The sequence below is a fragment of the Burkholderia sp. 9120 genome (genome assembly GCF_000745015.1).
Classification (GTDB): domain Bacteria; phylum Pseudomonadota; class Gammaproteobacteria; order Burkholderiales; family Burkholderiaceae; genus Paraburkholderia.
In genome coordinates, this window is record NZ_JQNA01000002.1 from 4,954,333 (window position 1) to 4,973,419 (window position 19,087).

General features: G+C 56.9%; 20 protein-coding genes. 11 read left to right on the forward strand and 9 right to left on the reverse strand.

Features of this window, described 5'->3' with window-relative positions; all coding sequences use genetic code 11:
• Window positions 1–33 precede the first annotated feature (33 nt).
• Window positions 34–669: a TetR/AcrR family transcriptional regulator gene (locus FA94_RS30180; protein WP_035558333.1), complete on the reverse strand. Its 636-nt coding sequence runs from the start codon at window positions 667–669 to the stop codon at window positions 34–36.
• Between the two features lie 85 nt (window positions 670–754).
• Here FA94_RS30180 and FA94_RS30185 point away from each other — a divergent pair, with 85 nt between their 5' ends.
• Both FA94_RS30185 and FA94_RS30190 read left to right on the forward strand, forming a co-directional pair.
• Window positions 755–2,245, forward strand: a complete 1,491-nt coding sequence (locus FA94_RS30185; protein WP_231585063.1) for an efflux transporter outer membrane subunit — start codon at window positions 755–757, stop codon at window positions 2,243–2,245.
• A 223-nt stretch (window positions 2,246–2,468) separates the two neighbouring features.
• On the forward strand, window positions 2,469–3,452 hold the full coding sequence (locus FA94_RS30190; RefSeq protein WP_035558337.1) for a helix-turn-helix domain-containing protein: 984 nt from the start codon (window positions 2,469–2,471) through the stop codon (window positions 3,450–3,452).
• A gap of 94 nt (window positions 3,453–3,546) precedes the next feature.
• On the opposite strand, the gene FA94_RS37460 is transcribed toward FA94_RS30190, so the two are convergent.
• Together FA94_RS37460 and FA94_RS30200 are read right to left on the reverse strand one after the other, a co-directional pair.
• Window positions 3,547–4,032, reverse strand: coding sequence for a MarR family winged helix-turn-helix transcriptional regulator (locus FA94_RS37460; RefSeq protein ID WP_156126738.1), 486 nt, complete (start codon window positions 4,030–4,032; stop codon window positions 3,547–3,549).
• Between the two features lie 190 nt (window positions 4,033–4,222).
• Window positions 4,223–5,056 (reverse strand): alpha/beta hydrolase, encoded by an 834-nt coding sequence (locus tag FA94_RS30200; RefSeq protein ID WP_035558340.1) that lies wholly within the window; start codon window positions 5,054–5,056, stop codon window positions 4,223–4,225.
• Window positions 5,057–5,734: 678 nt separating this feature from the next.
• Between FA94_RS30200 and FA94_RS38885 the strand changes: the two genes are divergently transcribed.
• Window positions 5,735–6,028: a hypothetical protein gene (locus tag FA94_RS38885; protein WP_156126739.1), complete on the forward strand. Its 294-nt coding sequence runs from the start codon at window positions 5,735–5,737 to the stop codon at window positions 6,026–6,028.
• Between the two features lie 352 nt (window positions 6,029–6,380).
• Window positions 6,381–6,878, forward strand: coding sequence for a DUF302 domain-containing protein (locus FA94_RS30205; RefSeq protein ID WP_051980899.1), 498 nt, complete (start codon window positions 6,381–6,383; stop codon window positions 6,876–6,878).
• A 591-nt stretch (window positions 6,879–7,469) separates the two neighbouring features.
• Here FA94_RS30205 and FA94_RS30210 read toward each other — a convergent pair.
• The 3 genes from FA94_RS30210 to FA94_RS30220 are packed head-to-tail and all read right to left on the reverse strand — an operon-like array spanning window position 7,470 to window position 10,378.
• On the reverse strand, window positions 7,470–8,966 hold the full coding sequence (locus FA94_RS30210; protein ID WP_035558342.1) for a sodium:solute symporter family protein: 1,497 nt from the start codon (window positions 8,964–8,966) through the stop codon (window positions 7,470–7,472).
• Complete coding sequence (locus FA94_RS39950; RefSeq protein ID WP_035558345.1) at window positions 8,963–9,172, reverse strand: DUF3311 domain-containing protein; 210 nt, start codon at window positions 9,170–9,172, stop codon at window positions 8,963–8,965. Before FA94_RS39950 ends, FA94_RS30210 begins: the two co-directional genes overlap by 4 nt.
• Before the next feature lie 3 nt (window positions 9,173–9,175).
• Complete coding sequence (locus tag FA94_RS30220) at window positions 9,176–10,378, reverse strand: amidohydrolase (RefSeq protein WP_231585064.1); 1,203 nt, start codon at window positions 10,376–10,378, stop codon at window positions 9,176–9,178.
• Between the two features lie 396 nt (window positions 10,379–10,774).
• Here FA94_RS30220 and FA94_RS30225 point away from each other — a divergent pair, with 396 nt between their 5' ends.
• Window positions 10,775–11,416, forward strand: coding sequence for a TetR/AcrR family transcriptional regulator (locus tag FA94_RS30225; protein WP_051980900.1), 642 nt, complete (start codon window positions 10,775–10,777; stop codon window positions 11,414–11,416).
• Window positions 11,417–11,631: 215 nt separating this feature from the next.
• Here FA94_RS30225 and FA94_RS30230 read toward each other — a convergent pair whose 3' ends face one another.
• Both FA94_RS30230 and FA94_RS30235 read right to left on the reverse strand, forming a co-directional pair.
• The gene (locus tag FA94_RS30230; protein WP_051980902.1) at window positions 11,632–12,564 is read right to left on the reverse strand and encodes an alpha/beta fold hydrolase; all 933 of its coding nucleotides are present in this window, start codon (window positions 12,562–12,564) and stop codon (window positions 11,632–11,634) included.
• A 514-nt stretch (window positions 12,565–13,078) separates the two neighbouring features.
• Window positions 13,079–13,714: a TetR/AcrR family transcriptional regulator gene (locus FA94_RS30235; protein ID WP_035558348.1), complete on the reverse strand. Its 636-nt coding sequence runs from the start codon at window positions 13,712–13,714 to the stop codon at window positions 13,079–13,081.
• Here FA94_RS30235 and FA94_RS39615 point away from each other — a divergent pair.
• The 5 genes from FA94_RS39615 (at window position 13,713) to FA94_RS30250 (ending at window position 16,622) form a co-directional block, all read left to right on the forward strand.
• Complete coding sequence (locus tag FA94_RS39615) at window positions 13,713–13,985, forward strand: hypothetical protein (RefSeq protein ID WP_176057383.1); 273 nt, start codon at window positions 13,713–13,715, stop codon at window positions 13,983–13,985. The two genes, FA94_RS30235 and FA94_RS39615, sit on opposite strands and share 2 nt — an antisense overlap.
• A gap of 165 nt (window positions 13,986–14,150) precedes the next feature.
• Window positions 14,151–14,780: an alpha/beta fold hydrolase gene (locus FA94_RS30240; RefSeq protein WP_051980904.1), complete on the forward strand. Its 630-nt coding sequence runs from the start codon at window positions 14,151–14,153 to the stop codon at window positions 14,778–14,780.
• Window positions 14,781–14,783: 3 nt separating this feature from the next.
• Window positions 14,784–15,008: an alpha/beta fold hydrolase gene (locus FA94_RS38310; protein ID WP_051980907.1), complete on the forward strand. Its 225-nt coding sequence runs from the start codon at window positions 14,784–14,786 to the stop codon at window positions 15,006–15,008.
• A 286-nt stretch (window positions 15,009–15,294) separates the two neighbouring features.
• A complete protein-coding gene (locus FA94_RS30245; protein WP_051980909.1) occupies window positions 15,295–15,660 on the forward strand; it encodes a winged helix-turn-helix transcriptional regulator in 366 nt (121 codons plus the stop codon).
• A gap of 356 nt (window positions 15,661–16,016) precedes the next feature.
• Window positions 16,017–16,622 (forward strand): TetR/AcrR family transcriptional regulator, encoded by a 606-nt coding sequence (locus tag FA94_RS30250; RefSeq protein ID WP_231585065.1) that lies wholly within the window; start codon window positions 16,017–16,019, stop codon window positions 16,620–16,622.
• Window positions 16,623–16,973: 351 nt separating this feature from the next.
• Here the strand turns inward: FA94_RS30250 and FA94_RS30255 are convergent, their stop codons facing one another.
• Window positions 16,974–17,813, reverse strand: coding sequence for an alpha/beta fold hydrolase (locus tag FA94_RS30255; protein ID WP_035563541.1), 840 nt, complete (start codon window positions 17,811–17,813; stop codon window positions 16,974–16,976).
• Between the two features lie 428 nt (window positions 17,814–18,241).
• On the opposite strand from FA94_RS30255, the gene FA94_RS30260 reads away from it, so the two are divergent.
• Entirely contained in the window at window positions 18,242–18,946 is a 705-nt protein-coding gene (locus tag FA94_RS30260; RefSeq protein WP_035558354.1) for a dienelactone hydrolase family protein, read from the forward strand.
• Window positions 18,947–19,087 lie beyond the last annotated feature (141 nt).

A 19,087-nucleotide genomic window follows, 5' to 3' on the forward strand; every position in this document is an offset into this window, starting at 1 on the left:
AGTTACGCATGTGTCAACTCGTAACTTGAAAACTTAAGGGGCAAGACTGCGTAAAATGAGACTCGCCACGGCAGCCAGCGCGGTCTCCAGCTGCTCACGCGAGCGATACTGCAAGGCGACCGGGTGCGAAAACAGTCGAAGCCCCTCGGCAATACCTGCCGCGACCTCATCGAGCGGCGTCTTTCGCTCGAACTCTCCGGACTCTCGCCCCGCTTGCACCAACTCCCGCGCCATGGTTTGAAGCGCGACTTCGTGAGCGGTCGCGGCACTCCAGGATTCTTCCATTGCGGAGATCACCAATTCGTGCAATCGCGTGCCGTCGAAAAAAATCGCAAGACTTCGCTCCAACGCAAGCTGCATGAACCGGCGCAGCCGGTGGGTCGCGGCGCCTGGCCCGTCGACGACCTGCCGCAACTCGGCGTCCATCTGACCGAGCACCGTCGCAGACACCGCTTCCCCAATGGCCTGCTTCGACCTGAAAAACCGATAGAGGTACGTGCTGGATACGCCGATAGCCTTGCCGAGATCCGCCACGGAGGTTTTGCGGTAACCGTACAGACGAAAATGCTCGTCCGCCGCCGCAATGATCTGGTGGCGCCGTTCATGGTCCGCGCTGCCGCGCTGCCCCGAGGTCGGCGACTCGGGCGGCCGGTTGGGTGATTTGTTCATGCAACGGATTATGACGTCAATCAGACATTGACAGGAAGTTACTATTTGTTGAACATGTAACTTTCCTGTTCGGTGTTAACTTGCCATGCGTGCCACAATCAAAATGAGTGCCAGTTCAGCCAGTGCGCTGTTCGCCGCGGCCGTCCTGCTGGCAGGATGTGCGGTGGGCCCCGACTATCACAACCCGTCGGTGTCCTTGCCAGCGACCTTCGCTCACGCCCCCGAAGTCGCAAGCCGTGCCACGGCCCAGCCCGGCCCTTCGCTCTCCACCTGGTGGCAGGGCTTCGCCGATCCCGAAATGAACCGCGTCATCGATATCGCGCTCGCCCAGAACCTCGATCTCGCCCAGGCCATGGCCCGCGTCAGCGAAGTCCGCGCCGGCCTCGAGAGCGCACGCTCCGCGCTACTGCCCTCCGCCGAGTTCGACGCCCAGGCCGCTCGCGCCCATCTCTCGCTCGAAGACCCCAACGTCGCCGCCCAGGCCGCCTCGCTGCCCGGGTACAACCGCAACTCCTACGACTACAGCGTCACCGCCGGCGCCACCTGGGAGATCGATCTCGCCGGCGGCCTGCGACGCAGCGCAGAAGCCGCACGCGCCGACTACGAGGGAAGCCAGGCGGCCATGGTCGCCGCCCGCCTCGAAGTCATCTCCTCCGCCGCCGATACCTACGTGCTCACGCGCACGCTGCAGGCGCGGCTGCAACTCGCCCAGCAGGAAACCGCCACCCAGCAGGACCGGGTCCGCCTGGTCGGGCTGCTCGCCGCGCGTGGTCTCGCGCCCGACTTCCAGCTACAACAGGCAAAAGGCGCACTCGCCGCCGTGTCGGCCTCCGTGCCCGCGCTGCAGGCCGGCCTCGTCTCCGCCCGCAATGCACTCGACGTCCTGATGGGCCGCAATCCCGGTACGCCCGACCCCGCGCTTGATTCGGCCGCACCGATTCCCGGCGCGCCCGCAATCAATACCGCCACCGGGCCGGCCGAACTGCTGCGCCGCCGCCCCGACATCGTCGTCGCGGAGCGTCGCCTCGCCGCATCCAACGCCCGTATTGGCGAAGCCCTGTCCGATTACTACCCGAAGTTCTCGCTGTCCGCTCTAGCCGGCTCGACCACTACCGTCGGCGGCCACCTGTTCGAGTCGCCCGCCAACGAGGCGCTCGGCGTGTTCGGCCTGCGCTGGCGCCTCTTTGACTTCGGTCGCGTGGACGCCGAGGTCAAGGCCGCGCGTGGGCGCAACGCGGAAGCGCTCGCCGCTTACCGCCAGAGCGTGCTGCAGGCCAGCGCCGACGTCGAGAACGCATTCTCCGCGCTCGCGAAGTACGACCAGCAGCAGCAGATCCTGAAAGACGGCGAGAACTCGCTCGCACAGGCACGTGCATCGACCTCGGCTGGCTACCGGAACGGCAGGAACAGCCAGCTCGACCTCGTGGAAGCCGATGCGCAGCTTCAGCGCATTCAGGAAGCGCGCATCCTCGCCCAGTCCGCAACCGCCCGCTCGGCGATCGCCTCGTTCAAGGCCCTCGGCGGCGGCTGGGATGCCGACCCCGCCACAGCACCGCAAACCGTCGTGAGCAACTAAATGTGCGGGGCGTCCGCAAAGCTTCAACGGACGCAAGGAAAGAAAGCGCTCTCGAAAGCCGGCGACGCTTTCGTCGACCGCGGCGATCGAGAAGCAGCACGGCCCCCTCTGTTTCCCGCATATCGGCGTGATCAGAGGGACGTGCATTCGATGATCAACCTCGCACCACGTCCGAAGGTCGCCGATTCATGCATACCCACCTTCTTGAACGAACGGGACGATCATGAACGATATGAAGACTGTCGTTTCGACCGAGCGGGTCCCGCCGGCATCTCGCCTGGATTTCTGGACGCGCCACGTGAGAAGTCATTTGACCGAACTGGAGTGCTCCACTCCTATCGACGGCGACTTCCTCGGTTCGATCGTGGCCTATCCCGCTGCCCCGGCGGGTTTAATCGAAATTGAAACGGCCACCCGATGGATTGCGCGGGCAAATCCAACTGCCACGTCAGCCAACAAAGAGCGGGCCTTCGTATGTATCCAGATCAAAGGGGTTGCCATTGTCGAGCAAGACAGCCGTCAAGGGATTCTGCGTGCTGGGGACATCACCCTGCTCGATGCATCGAAACCCTTCGTCGCGGACTTTTCACTCGAAATGGCCCAACTGGTGCTCCAGGTGCCCCGGACTCTCATCCGCAAGCAACTGGGCACGCTGGAGCGCTTCGTAGCAACGGTCGTGCCCTTCGAAAGCCCTTTGGGGAAAATGACAGGCGGATTCATTCGCGCATTAACTCAGAATTTCGAGCAGTTCCCCCCTGAGACCGCTCGACGCCTCAATGAACAGGCGCTCGATATGGTGGCCATGGCGTTCATGTCGGTATTTGATAGAAATCAGCCGGCAACGTCTTCTGTCAGCCGATCGATGCTTGCTTGTCGCGCACGGGCGTTTATCGAAACCAACCTCCGGGATTCCTCGCTCTCGCCGACGGACGTTGCTCAACATCTGGGCATTTCGACACGCTACCTAAGCAGCGTCTTTGCCGGCGACGGGCTATCTTTCGAGCGCTTCGTCCGGGAACGGAGACTGCACAAATGTGCAGGGGACCTGAAGGACCATGGCCAGGCGATGCGGCCGATCGGCGATATTGCGTACGCGTGGGGCTTTAATAATGTGACGCACTTCAGCCAATCTTTCAAAACAACCTTTGGAACGACACCCAGAGACTTTAGAAAACAGGCTGCGCCGCAACGTTCAGTCAATTCCTGACAACAAGGCCGGGGGCGAATTCGAATGACCCAACTCGCCCCGGCTTCGAAAACGGATAAGTGCGAAAATCGTGAAGAGCATAATCAACCTGCTTTCATTCGGGTCGGCGCTGCCCGGCGTTGCCTGAGTCTGCAAATGACAACGCTGCCAGACTATTTATCACCCGTTGCGCGTCAGTGCCGACTTCGCGAGAGAGGTCATTCATCGTGCTCTCCCAGAGTTGCATTGCGACCTCAAGTAAATCCCGACCTTGCGGGGTAAGCTCGACGCGTCGGAAGCGGCGATCGCGCTCCACATGCAATTCAAGCAGCGCGCGGCGCAGAAGAACGCCGATCTGAGCCGAGACGCGCGTCTGGTCGCAACCCAGGTTCTTAGCTAATTGCCCGACAGACAGGTCAGTCGTGCCCCGCAACTGCTCCAACACCGAGAACTGCACGGGGGTTAACCGCATCGGCTCGAGAGCGAGGGACAGGCGATGGTGCAGCGTCCGAAAGCCACGCTGGGCAAGCATAAATTTACTCGATATGTGCCCGGCATTGGCGAACTCCGCATTCTCTTCCGAGGGATCGTGTTCTTGCATGATAGATCTTCGAACTACATCGGTTAAACAGTCGTATGGAGCGAGGGGGAGCGACTCTACGTCTATCATCGTCGATGATCCATACGTCGTTGCACTCATTCGGAGTTGAAATGAAAGTTCGGAGGCCGCGAGTCGGCAACCATGTCACGCCACGCAGCGTGTAGACAGCGGGTATGAAGACGTAGAAACATCAAAATTGCAGCAGCGTTGCTTTACGCCTCCCGAGTCGGGGTGCAAGCCACCTCTGGAAAAACTCCGCCACCTCCGCAAGTACGTGGAAGTTCGACGCCACCGTCTCGTGTGAGGCATTCGGGCAATGAAAAATTTCCGTCGGCACGCCTGCGGCACTCAATTGGCTGGCGTATCTCTCACTTTCGGCATGAAGAAAATCGCTTTCCGGGGATCCGATAAACGCTGGAGGCAGTCCTTTCAGGCGCCTTGACTCAATCGGCGCCGCGTACAGATGCATCCCTACCACTGGATCAGGCAGATACGCTCGATACCCACGCGCACACTGGCGAGCGTTCAGATCCGAGGTCCGAGCGTCCCAATCTCCCGCAACCCGTGTCAAGCTCGGGTCAAGCAAAGGCGCGAGAAGCGCTTGAGCTGATATCTTGAATTCTGCTCGGTCGCGCACGACAGCGGCGAGACATGTTGCAAGGTTTCCGCCGGCATCGTGACCCGCCACTCCAATTCTCCCGGGATCTGCGCCCCAGGCTTTTGCGTTCCTAACCGCCCATTGCATGGCAATAAAAGTGTCCTCAAGGGCTGTTGGAAACGGAAACCGCGGCGCCAGTGAATATCCGACGGATACGACCCAAGCGGGTGTGATGCGCGAAATTTGCGTGGCCGCTTCTGCTGCGTCGTCCAGACATCCACTCGTAAAGCCGCCTCCGTGAAAGTAAAGCACGACAGGTAGCCCTTTCCCATCGTCGGGCCTGTAGCTCCGCATCGCGATGACCTGCGAGTGCCCCACCAGAGAAAGTTCTTCTGTCCTGATCGTCGAGTCGTTTCTCACGTACATGTCGGATTGGGCGCTGGCGCCCTTTTTCGTTTGCCAAGGACGTGATTTTGACGTCTGGCACCTTTCCGATAAATGCTTTTAATCCAGAACACAATTCGTCAGCGTGGAACAATAAATGTCCGCACCCGGTTCTCCAGGCTTCGCGACATTGTTCTTGCCGCCCCGCGACGTCACGCTGGACAGAGGCCAGCCTTCCATCAGCCCGGCGAGCGGCTCAACTTCTCAACAACACATTGGCGTACTCGCGCAAGCCCTCCACTGCGGAAGACGACGCCACCCGACTGACGAAGGCTGCGCTCAAATCGCAGACTGGTACGTTTGTACAACAGATCACGCTCATCGCTTTCAAGACCTAAGTCGCCCTTCGTCGCAACGCGGTCGAACACCGGCAACAAGATTTGTGGATTTGTTCTATACTCCACATCACGATCTTCCCATGCGAAGGTATGGGGTTGCAAGATTGAATGAGCGCGGAGCGATTTGTGGACCCGGGTGGCCGGGGCGTATCGCTTGTAACGCACGAAGGCTTGAGTATGGCGAATCCGCCAAGGCTAATTTAGCGAACCTTCACGCTGACCGCCGTTGAGACATGACATCGATCCAAGCCTCCTTGACGACTTATTGACGGCCTCTTTCTACCCGACAATTCGCACTTCTATCAACCCGAACGGAAAAAGTATGAACATCTCAACAAAAGCGCTGCTTGCCCTGCTTTTCGGCGTCGGGCCGTTACTCGCAAATGCGCACGACATCCCGAATACGGAACCCGCGGTGATTTCTCATAGCATTGACACCGGGCGCAAAACCACCGGAATAACTGAAGCGGGAAATTCTCCAGAAATGGCGGATGATCTAGCTCGGACGACTCGCTCCACAGAGTACCGTGGTGGCGCTGCGGGACGATCCACGGCAGGCTCCAGAGCAGTGTTCACGCCGACCTCATATTCGCCGCCGGTTTATATCATCCGTTGAACTGCTTCGCTGTTGAATAGATGAAGTATGCGGCGCCGCCCAAGGAAATCAGCTGACGAGAAGTTCCGAGTAGCTGCCGGTACGTGCACCGCGAATCGAGCACGAAATTTATCTTGCTGGATGTAAAGTTCCTTGGTTTCGTTCGCGAGTGCCACCGGCGCCGCCAAGGTTTCTTCCAACCTGTCATTCGGGAAGCGCCCAGAGAAACCTATGGCCGTTTCGCCTTCTCCGGCGCAAATGCAGCGACAAACACAAATGTTTTCACGTTGCGCAAGCCCTCTGTCAGCCCAGCCTCGCCCGAAGTCGGCCGAGCGAGTCGCGTTGACGACAAAACACACTCAAGGAGCCAGATGTGATCAAACAGATCCAGGTTTCACAGGTAACGATCTCGACAACCAGACCGTTCGATGACGTGATCCATGCCTTCGAGTCACAAGTGGGTTCGCTGGAAGAAACGGACTGGCAACAGGTCGTTTCCGACTCGTCTGATAAGGGCGCCTTTGAGCAACGGATCAACGAAAGTCTCGGGTCGAGTGGCTTCACACGATTTTTGACCGTCGACCACGGGAAATGGATGGCGCTGCAAGGACACCCATCCAGGTTTGTGATGTATACCATCGGCAATCCGTTCATCGCGATCACGATGCTACGGCATGATGTTGAAGCGGGACTCGATGTTCCCGTACGAATTGCAATCTACGAGCATCGCAGCGGTGACACAAGGTTCACCTACAACATTCCATCCAGCTTATTGAGTGGCATAAACAATCCCTCGTTGCACGAGGCCGCACTAAAGTTGGACTCCAAGCTCATGGCGCTCGCGGAATCAGTCACGGGATCTATCGCCTGATAGTTGCCCGATAGCGGGATCGCCGTCCGTCGATGGAATCTCGCACCGTCTAGCGGGGCATCTGCGTCTGGCCGAATGAGGTCAACGAATCCAATCGGTGGGTAGATGTCAATCAGGATCAAGCGCGCTGGCGTGTCCCGCAATGGGTTTCGTTCAAACTCGCATTGAGTTCTGCCTCCGCTGCCCTAGCCGCATCATTTGCCAAAGTCGCATCGCCGCTTACGAGTGCACAGCCATCGCTGTCATCCAGCAAAATCATCTATCGACGCGATAAATTCACTGAAATCGACTTCCGCGTCTGGCTGGGGATTCCATTGCCGGCTTTCTAAACCAACCGATCGCGTTGCAAGCGCACGAACTCAAGTAACCGCTCCTTGTGCCTCCTCGCAACAAGTCGGATCGGTCATTGCGAAACTTAATTTCCCCTGAAGCCTTGAGAAAAGCGCATCCGTGGAGATACCCCGGACGTCTCGCTGTCTATGCTGTTTTTAGACTTTAATCGCGAGCGGCCCTTCTCTTACCCTCGTCCCCAGGCGAGTCCGTCGCGCTGGAATTGGTATCGGCCGAGCAGCGAGTCGACAGGCAATTGTCTTAACTCAAACCGTTCTGTACAACGTCCGCACTTTCGCAACATTTCACGGAGACTTTCATGCGGCGTTCCGCGACGCTCACCGCCGCGAAGGTGGCAACGTTGAGCAATAACGCAATAATTCCAACGTTCACGTCACGAACTCCAGCCGGTAACTGCCGTAGCAGTGTGCTTAGATGAGCATTGGCAAACGTCATGAGCGCAACTGAGATGGTCCCAACACCAATTCCGGCAATCGCGCCCCTCGCCGTACCCGGGTTTCGTCGCAACAAGCTGGCGAACAATGAGGGTGCAAGCTGAGCAACAAAGTTATAGCCCATCAACAGCAGCGCCACGACAGTCTGGTTCCCCGAAAGCGCAAACACAGTACTAACGACAACGATAATCGGCACTAGCGCCTTTGCCAGACGACCTGAATGATCGTCCGCGAACCTGGGATAGGCAGTAGCCAGAACGTTTCTGGAAAGAAGGATGGCTGTTGTGAGTACCAACATTGACCCAGGAACAATTGCACAGAGCGCTCCCGTAGCGCCCAAAACTGCAATCATCCAGGAGGGCAATGCTTGCATCGACAGCGCAAACAAGCTCAGATCTGCTTTCGATCCTTTCAGTTCGGGCAGCACACCGACCGCGGTAAAGCCCACGAGAAATACCAGGGCGAGTAAAAGACTATAGATAGGAAGCAGGCAAGCATTGCGGCGCAATATCGCCACGCCACCCGATGTGAAGGTAGCGGCAAAAACATGAGGCCACATAAAAAATCCAAGCGCCGACAGAATAATAGTCGAGCTGAACCAGACGGCACTGAACCCGCTTGACGAAATCGCCAGAAAGCCCGGCCTACTGCTGTCTAACGAGGAAAACATGGCAGGAATGCTGCCGTAGAAGTGGATAGGAAGGAAGAGACCGAGAAAGACGACAAGGCACAGAATTAACACGTCCTTGACCGACGAGACCCATGCCGAGCCGTGCACGCCAGACAGCAGCACGTTCAACCCAATGGCGACGGCCCCCAGTAGCACCCCTACCGTCGGAGAGAGCGCACCGTATGAGGCCGTGCCGATAATTATCCCCATTCCTTTCAGTTGCAAGACGATATACGGAATGAGCGCGATGATTCCGACCACAGCCGCAAGCACACTTAAGGCTCGGTTGTCGTATTTTTTTCGCAAGAAATCCGGCAAGGAGACGAGTTGATGTTTCGTGCCGTATCGCCAGATAAGCGGCAAGAGCCAATAGGACAGCGTATATGCGATGCATTCATAGGCCAGGATGTAATACACGGCCCCGCCATGCCCATATGCGAACCCACTCGCGCCGAGCACGGTGAATGTGGTGAAACTTTCGCCAGCCATCAGCAGAAAAACGAACAGTGTGCCAAATCGCCGATTTCCGACGCTCCACTGTTCGAAGTTCATCTGCCGCCCCACGCGCGCGACGGCGCTCAATAGGACCGATGCCAGAATCGTGATGACGATGACAGACACAGAAAGATTCACGACCGCTCTCCACTCTCGGCGTCTGCCTCGGAAGGGCTAAGCAGGTTGATCAAGAATAAAGCCAGAGACGCCGCTATCACACAAGCCACGATCCAGAAAAACAGGAACGGCATGCCGAAAACAAACGGCCTGACCTTATTTTCAAAGAATATTCCGACGAATATGCCTACACACGGGAGGACTGCGATGTAGCCGATCCATGACATGACTCACTCTCTGAGAAGAAACCGTGCATGCTCGGATTCGGTCTGAATGGGTAACAGCTTTCGGACGAGTTCCACCCAGTACGACACTCCGAGGTCAACGAGTTGATCGTTAGATTCATGCTTAGGATGCTGACGCTGGTGTGACGCTCCACCTTCGTCACTGCCCAGCCAGACATAACAACCGGGTCTTTCCCGCACGAAATACGAGAAGTCTTCAGCAGCCATGGACGGCAGCATGCTTTGAAAAACATTGCCCTCCCCGACCACGGTCTCCGCTACTTTTGCTGCGATCCGCGCCAGTTCCAGATCATTAATGGTCGGTGGATAGTTCCGTTGATACCGGATGTCTACGGTCGCACCGAAAGCCGCCGCAACCGAGCGAGAAAGTTCACGAACTCGCAATTCCAGCACTTCCAGCACGGACTCTTTGTGCGCACGCACTGATCCGCTTACCGTCACTCTTTCGGGATGCACATGATATTCATACCCGCCGTGAATTTTTGCAACGCCCACCACCGCAGAGTCTCGCGGGTGGACATTGCGTGTCGGAATCGATTGTAAGGCCGTCACCAGGTGAGAAGCCGCCAAAATCGAGTCAACGCCTTCCTGAGGCATCCCTCCGTGGCAGCCCTTGCCGATCACATCGATATCAAAATAGTCGACGGCCGCCATGCACTCGCCGCTGTGCACTGCTGCGGTACCCAATTGCAATCCGGGCCAGGCATGAAGGCCCCAAAACGAATCGACAGGAAAACGCTCAAGCAATCCGTCCTCGAGCATGGCCTTCGCGCCGTAGGACCCCTCGTCGGCGGGCTGAAAAATCAGGATGAGCGTGCCGTCGAAATTTCTGGAGTCCACAAAGACCTCGGCGGCGCCCAGAAGTATCGCCGTATGAACATCCTGGCCGCGACCGAGCATTCTGCCTTCGCAAAGAGAATGATGTGCGACATCTTGGTGATCGGGAATCTGCAACGCGTCCATGTCCGCCCTCAGCCCAATTCGCAAGCCGCTCGACTTCGACCTCCCTTCGATCACGCCCACCACACCGGTCTGGCCGATGCCCGTGTACACATCTACCCCGAGCTCTTTCAGACGTGCAGCAACAGCAGCAGCCGTGCGATGCTCTTCAGGCACGACGCCCAGACCTCCGCACACATGCCGCCGAACCTGAACCAGGTTATCGATCTCCAATTCCGCTTTCATCATGATGGTAGCTCCATGGCGCGTCAGGTCGGATCGCAAGGTGGGCCCGCAGTACGCTACATGCTTTGTGTTTCTATTTAATGTACGTATCGTAAACTTATATGTCAATGCGGTAAACATATATGTCACATACGAAAACGGCGTGCGCCCGACTCCGCTCTCACACCCACTCAGGAGTTTATCCGCTCTCTTGATCGGTTGTGCGCTCGACGTACGAATGCATGCATTTGTGGGCGTCGACACTTTGCCACATTTTCGTCTGCTTAAACCTCGAAGATCTGGAGATTTGTACGCTCGACGCCTCTCTTTTCGTTACTTCACGTAAAGTAAATATATGGAATGGCGTATACAATGCACGACTGTGGCACGAAACGCCTTGAAAAATAATTCGGGAGCGCTATGAAGAAAGCAAACACTAGCCGGGAGATCCCCGTCGATACAGCCTCGGAGGTCGATCAATCACTCGAGAAGACCGCCCCTACCCGGGGCCGGCCTCGGTCCGAGGCCGCAGCTGCGTCAGTTCTCAACGCGGCGTATGCATGCGCTGCCCAGGAAGATGCACGCAACGTGACCATCGAGGCTATCGCCAAGGCATCCGGGGTCTCGAAGGTGACGATTTACAGATGGTGGGAAGACAAGCAGGCGCTGCTTACCGACGCCTTCCTTTGGCACATCCAGCGTCAGGTTCCGCTTTCAGAAAGCGGCGATCCGATTCGTGCGATCCATCGGCACGCGGTCCTGTACCTCTCGCAATTGAACGGAGAGATGGGGCGTGTTCTGAGGGTTGTCCTCGCCGAGTGCCTGACGAAGTCGGGTGACACATCAGTGTTTTGCGAGCGCTACCTGAATCACCGGCGCGAACTTGGCGGGCGCGTAATCGCGGCCGGGCAACGTTCGGGCGCAATCCCCTCGAAACGCTCACCGTTTCTTTTGTATGACCAGATCTACGGAACGATTTTTTATCGATTTGTGTTCGGCTTCCCGGGCCTGAACACCCGATTTCTCCGTGAGCTCATCGAGCACACGTTCCACGGCCCATGAATACTGAAAGGCGTGCGCGGACGAGTTGCCAAGCATGCAACTGCGGCGACAGAAGGACGGTCCAGCGGCGGGTTAATGTCGAATGCGGAAACGAGGTCGACGCGTTTATCGACATCGCGTCTAATCTGGGTGATGCCGCAGTGAAGTATGCGGATGGCCAACAATGCGAGGTCTCCCGAAAGTTGGCCGCCCTGTGTCGATAGCTCTCTGCGAGATCAATGCACGCCATCAAGGAACGCGTTGGCCTCTGCCACGAACAGGTCGTGATACTGAAACAACGAGCCATGCCCCGAGTCAGGATAAAGAATCAGGCGCGCGTTCGGAATATGTTGGAACAGCACATACGAGTTGACGGTGGGAATGATCAGATCGTGGCTACCGTTCACGATAAGTACTGGCTGCTTAATCGCCTCAAGTTGCGCAAAATTGGAAGGCGACATTCCCCACGTGATCAGCGCCTTGGCCTGCGCCCCGATCGACTCCTGCGAAGCCTGCTGCTCGACGTCAACGGTATGGTTGTTACTCCGTTTGACATACGCATTCCCCGCAGCGATACCCGCATCAGTCGCTGTAAAGAACAACGCCACCTTCGGATGAACCTTCATTTCGCCGGCCCGTTTAATCCCATCGGCGATCACGCTCTGGAGATCCTTGATACCCTCGCCGCCTTGCGGTCCAGCACCGACGAGAATCATCTTGCGGGGGAGATCCGGACGATCGGCGACTATTTGCTGGGCGACCGAACCGCCAATCGAAAACCCGAGAATATCAACCGACTTCAGGTTCAACGCGTCGATGAATCCTTCCGCCAGATGCGCCATCCCGGCGACAGAGTCCGGCGCCGGGCCAGCCGATGCACCAATGCCCGGATTTGCCAGAATGATGACGCGACGTCGCTTGGCAAGTCCATCGATCAACGCGGAATCCCAATCGTCCATTGTCCCCGTGAAGTGCTGCAACAACACCAACGGCGGCGCGTTTTCACTGGCACCGAGGCTACGGTATGCAAGCCGGACACCATCAACGGTTACGTATTGGTTGGGCGTATTGACGTACTTTTCCGCAGCTTCTGCGGCACCAGGCAGTGCCGCGCTGACCATAGCAAACGCGCCAACCAAACCACCCACCAGCCAGGAAGAGATTTTCATAATTGGAATCCAGTAAAGACATACATCTTTGATATCTCGATGAGAAGAGAACGCTGCCTGCATCCACCCTGAAACCGAGGGGTAGCTTTCATCAGCGCACTTGCAAATTGCAAGTTCAAGACTCTAGGGTATGGACTTGCAATTTGCAAGTGGATTTGGATTATCTTCCAGATCGCCAGATTCGGTGTTTGCCGATCCACGGTCGTGCGGAACGCACGTTAGGGATCACACGAGTCATGAGCGCCGGCGCAACTCCAGCCGCGCTGATAATTGGGATCGGACGTGCTTGGGTCTTTCGAGGCGCAAGAGACGATGGCCGCACGAACAGGATTTGTGTGGCCACGGGATCGGCGCTCCGCTACATCAGGCGTCGCTACCACGTGCCGGACGGCACGCCGAGCGCCTCAGTACGGAGGAAAACGTGCAAATGCACGATGGCGCGCTATGAAAAATGAGCGGCTATTTTGGTTTTCATGTTACGTTTTCTAAAAATCGTAATACACTCCTTCTCTTGCTATGGAGCGAGACTTCGCAAAACGAGGCTGGCGACGGCAGCAAGTGCCGCTTCCAACTGTTCACGTGGACGGAACTGAAGGGCCACCGGATGCGCAAATAACCGCATTGCCTCCGATATACCAACGGCCACCTCGTCGATGGGCGTTTTGCGCTCAAACTCACCCGATGACCTTCCCGCCTGCACCAACTCGCGCGTCATGCCGAGAAGCACGGACTCATGTGTCGTCGCGGTGCCCCACGACTCCTCCATCGCGGAGATCACCAGTTCGTGAAGCCGGGTGCCGTCAAAGAAAATCTCCAGACTGCGCTCAAGCGTCAGTTGCATAAAGCGCCGCAAGCGTTGCGTCGCTGTGCCTGGCCCGTCGACCACGCTTCGCAACTCAGCTTCCATCCGTTCCAGCACCGTTGCGCAGACCGCCTCTCCAATGGCCTGCTTGGAGCTGAAAAACCGATAGAGATACGTGCTGGACACGCCGATTGCCTTGCCGAGATCGGCCACGGAGGTCTTTCGATAACCGTAAAGGCGGAAATGCTCATCCGCTGCCGCAATGATCTGGTGGCGCCGCTCATGGTCCGCACTGCCACGCTGGCCCGGAGACGGCGATTCGGGCGCCTGGTTGGTAGTCTTGTTCATGGCCACGATTATCCCTCAATACAAGGTTGACAGCGAGTTACTACTTTGCAAATATGTAACTTTTCGTGTGTCGGTTAGCCATCACCTATCGATGTCGTTGCCGGCGACCTTCGCTCACGTCCCCCACAAATTCGCAAACCGGGCCGCCGTGGTCACTCCCCGCCTCGAGGTCATTTCGCCGCTGCCGACACCCGACGATGATTTGCCGCCCCCTCCGCATTGCCTCTTCGTCAGCCGCATCCGGGAAAAATCGAAGCAATCAGGAAAATAAACGAAATCCACTTGCAAAACGCAAGCGAAACATTTACAGTGAATTCAACTTGCAAAACGCAAGTGAATAAACGAAGTGCAGACCGCAAATAGTTGAAGCACAGCGCTCCGCAGAATTGCCTCACTTACCTCTAAGCACAACGCGCATCTTTACAGGAGCTTTACCATGAACATGTCCTCTGGCTACGTGACCGCGCCGAATCAATATGTAACGGTTGATGGCGTGCGACTCGCATATCGCAGTATCGGGTCCAACTCGAACGTGCCGCCGCTGGTGTTGTTCCATCACTTCACCGCAACGATGGATGACTGGGATTCGGCGCTCATCGACGGACTCGCGAAGCAACGACGTGTGATTATCCTGGGGAACCCCGGCATCGGCGCCTCCGGCGGCAGCGCACCTGACTCGGTTGCGGAAATGGCGCGATTTTCCGCAGGCTTCATCGACGCACTTGACCTGAAGTCGGTCGACGTAATGGGTTATTCGATCGGCGGAGCCGTGGCGCAACAGGTCGCGACGGATCGGCCGGAACTCCTGCGCAAAATCATTCTGGCTGGCAGCGGTCCGCGAGGTGGCGAAGGCATCGCAAATCTTCAGACCGTGATCAGTACCGGATTCGCGCAAGCCGAGCAGATGAAAGTCCACCCCAAGGTGGCGCTTTTCTTCACGACGACAACGGCCGGCATCGCTGCCGGGAACGAATTCGTCAAACGCATTAACAACCATACCGTGGACGTTGAAGAAGCGGCATCCCAGGAAGCAATGGGGGCGCAGGCCAAGGCGCTGATCACTTGAGGCATGTCGCCGTCGAACTTCGAAGAACTCGCAAATATCAAGCAGCCGGTGCTCATCGTCAATGGCAAGCAAGACCTGATCATTCCGACCGTCAACTCGTACGTGCTGTATCAGCATCTGGCAAATGCACGCCTCGTTCTCTACCCCGAATCCGGTCATGGCGCGCTGTTCCAGTTCCACGAATCGTTCGTCACCGAGGTCAACACGTTCCTGGACGGATCGAATTGAGTCGAACGTCGCACGGTCTCCAGCTTGACCAGATTTCCGAAGAAACGGGAGCCCATGGCGGCTGCCAGCCTAACGAGATATACGCGAAATTCGAGCGATTCGACCGTTGAAACTTAGTTGACGACTGATCCGCATCAGGCCGAGCAGGTACAATCGTCTATCAGCATCATGATGCCGATGACGAAACTACCGCTTGGCCTGCTACCCGTTTTGAAGGATTGCTTAGAGGCACCGCGAAGCAGCAGTGAGCGTCACGTCCTTCAAGTCAAGAACAGGATCGTATTCAATGAAACAAAGGAATAACAGCAACTGCCCGATCTGCTACTCACTCGATATCTTCGGGGATCGATGGACCTTGCTCATCGTCCGCGACATGGTGGCTAACCACAAGCAGTACTATCGGGAATTTCTGGGTTCGGACGAGGGCATCTCCACGAACATCCTGGCCGATCGACTTAAAAATCTCGTCGAACACGGACTTGTGACGAAGGAAGACGACCCCGAAAACAGAAGCCAATCGGTCTATCACCCCACGGAAAAAGCCTTGGCGCTAGGACCAGTGCTCGAAGCCATCATGGATTGGGGACTTAAATATGGTCCGGAGTCGTTGACACCTCCCCCCGGATGGCAAGCGGGCACCGCGGCAAGTTAATCGATACGTAAAGATATGTTCATTTCGAATGGGCGATCCGGCTAACGGAACGTTGAACGACGAATTCAGCTACTCGCGCGAATATTCTGGCGGCGTCAACTCGATGCCGTCGCGCGTTGTACCGCCGCCCCGCTGCGAGATACCGTTTCGCTCCACTCCATAGCGGCGAAACCTCTCGATTTTTGCGTAGCGGCCTGGGGTGATACGCGCTCCTCCCAAGCGCCTTGAGAACCTCAACGCAAAGACTCCTCCCTCGCACAAAACCTATACGGCTTTCCGTTCACTAGCGGACAGTCTCCCTCCGAATCAGCGGTCATAGCGCTCCCTGCCAGCGCACTCTTATCATGACAATTGTCATGTATAATATCGAGGCTAAACGAACGCATTTTGGGGGAAGAATGAAGGTCAGTCGCGAACAGGTTGCCGCGAATCGGCAAAGCATCCTCGAAGCCTCGGGCCGTCTCTTCCGGGAGCGAGGTTTCGATGCCGTCACGGTCGCAGAAGTGATGAAAGCAGCCGGCCTAACGCACGGCGGGTTTTATGGCTACTTCGAGTCCAAAGACGATTTGATAGCACAGACCTTGGCGCATGTGCTCGCGCAGGACGATGAGCGTCCCACAAACCCGATCGAGTACGCCAGGGCATATCTTGCTCCGGCGCATCGTGACGACGTTGCCGGCGGCTGCCCGACTGCGGCGCTTGGCGCAGAAACCATCCGCCAATCTCGTCAAGCTCGCGCGGCAATGACCGAAGGGCAACGCAGAACATTTGAACGATTTAGCGAAGGCTTGCCTGACGCAACTCCCGAAGAGGCACGACGCGCCGCGATTGGAAGTTGGGCTGCAATGGTCGGCGCAATGGTGCTGGCACGGCTTGCTGATGACCCAAAACTGTCCGACGAAGTACTAGACCAAACTTACGCCTGGATTCGCGACAAAAATACTCATACCCTGTCAAACTGACTCGCATCCTGCGGGGAGGCACAGCGGCACGCCTACCTAAATACGAATGTGAACAGCACTCGTAGCCTCGCCGGCGTGCGCAGGCAATCGCGCTGGTTGCTGCGAAACGCCGGCAACCACAAGCTCTTCGCCCATCCTCGCGCTGTCACGCGCAGACAGGTCACCGGCCGCCATGTGGCGCCGGAAAAGCGCCCCCCCAAATCGGCACCTCCGCCGCGAGAACCCAGGCCAGCAGAGCTTTTCCTGTCGCGCCAGTGGTTAGCCTCACTTCGCCTCTCACTGACGCCTTAGATCGCGACCTGGTAAGCGATGTTTGCGTCACCTCTCTTGCAGAGAAAGTGATGCTTCGATTTACTCGTCCAGGAACTGGATTGCGTGTTTCAGGAAGCGCTCCGGATACTGGAAGTGCGAACCATGGCCTGCGTCGGGATACAAAATAACTTGTGAGTCGGGAATGTTTTGCCCGAGGTAGAACGAATTGACTGTCGAAATCATGATGTCTTCAATGCCGTTTACCACTAGCGTCGGCTGCTTGATAGCTTTCAGATGTTCGTAGGGCTTGTCGCCCCCGATTGGCACCATATAGGCTTGGTAACCGTCCCATTGTGCTGCTGCCACTTCCGGCGAGCTAAGCGGATCGGCATCTTTCCGCTGATGACGGCGCTCCCAAAACTCCAGACCGGCCTTTCGGGCCTGCTCCGAACGGCCGAAGAACAGGAAGAGAAAATCCTCTGCATCATGCACCGGCTTGGGTGCAATCTCAGCCATTCCAGGATCGATCCAGGGATCACCGCCGCGCGGACCCGTACCGAGAAGCAAGAGTTTGCGGACGAGTTCCGGGTGACGCAGAGCGACCTCTTGTGCCTGGAACCCACCAATAGAGAATCCCACGATATCGACCTTTTCGATTCCGAGCGCACGGATCACCGATGCGATGTCATCGGCCATATCTTCGAAACGATTCCGAGGGGCTCCTGACGAACTGGCGATTCCACGACCGTTGTACAGAATGACCTCGCGACCCTCTGCGAGCCCGTCGGTCATCAGCGGGTCCCAGTGATCCATGCCGCCGCGAAAATGCTGGATGAAGAACAAGGGCGTCGTGCCCTTCTTCCCCCAGCGTCGATATGCGTAACGAACTCCGTCGACTTCGACAAATTGGGTCGGTGCTGTGACATGCGAGACAGACATAGTGCATCTCCGATTTCTAAAAAATTGACAGTAGTGAAAATTCATAATCATGATGTACATCATGATTAACGTAATCATGATCACTATCATGTATAGTGTCAAGCATGGGTTGATGGCCCTGGCAAAAAAAGAGGACGTCCGTCACGAGCGGGCTGCCACGGCCCCAAACTTTCCGATGAGGTCTTGAAAGAAACCTATGCATGGTTTCGAGCCGCCAACGTCGGTTATTCAACAAAGCGACCCGCGACGATGTCTCTGGCCAAACTTGCCGAACGTATGACGACATCGCCGCGTCACCTGATGCGGTTTCTAGTCCCCGGGCGTCTGCCGCTCCTTAACGATAGGCCCGGCAAAAGTCGCCTGTTAACTTATATGTGCCTACGGACTGGGACAGTTCGTCGGACACTTACCTTAGGAGAAGTAGACCCATGCAAGCACCAGGATCAGCAGTCACATTTTCGCGTCCGGACGGAAAGAAGGTCGAAGGGTATCTGGCACTGCCCAAAGAGGAAAAGGGAGCACCGTCGGTCATCGTCTTGCAAGAATGGTGGGGATTGAACGACCAGATTCGTGGCGTGGCCGATCGTCTGGCTAACGCGGGCTATATCGCTCTGGTTCCTGATCTGTATCGCGGCGAATCAACCGTCGAAGAGGAAGAAGCACACCACCTCATGGCCGGTCTGGATTTTGCCGAGGTTGCCTCTCAGGATGTGGCCGGCGCAGTGCAATTTCTCAAGGCGAAGTCCGATCGGATCGCAGTAATGGGTTATTGCATGGGTGGTGCACTAACGTTACTGTCGCTGTCCCACAATCCGGAGTTGGTGGCCGGTGCCGTGTGGTACGGATTTCCGCCGATTGAGTATATCGATGCGTCCAGGATCAAGGCTGCAGTGATTGGACATTGGGCCACCCAGGATGCTTTCTTTTCCATCGATACGGTTGGCGAGATCGAGGAACGCTTTCGGGAGGCCAAGGTGGATTTTGAGTTTCACCGCTACCTTGCCCATCACGGGTTTGCCAATGAAACCGCAGTCGGAAACGGACGAATTTCGCGTACCCAGTACGACGCTGCCTGGTCGCAGCAGGCGTGGGATCGAACGCTAACGTTCTTCGGCCGGACACTTTGGTCGTAAGACCGGACCTGACCTGACCTGATTTTCTAGCCATGACGACGTGAACCTACAATCCAGCGACAACAATGTCTCGAGCAAGAGTTCACGTCGCGACCATTGAGTACCGGACGTCGGCGGAGCGGCGAAACGCTTTTAACAGGT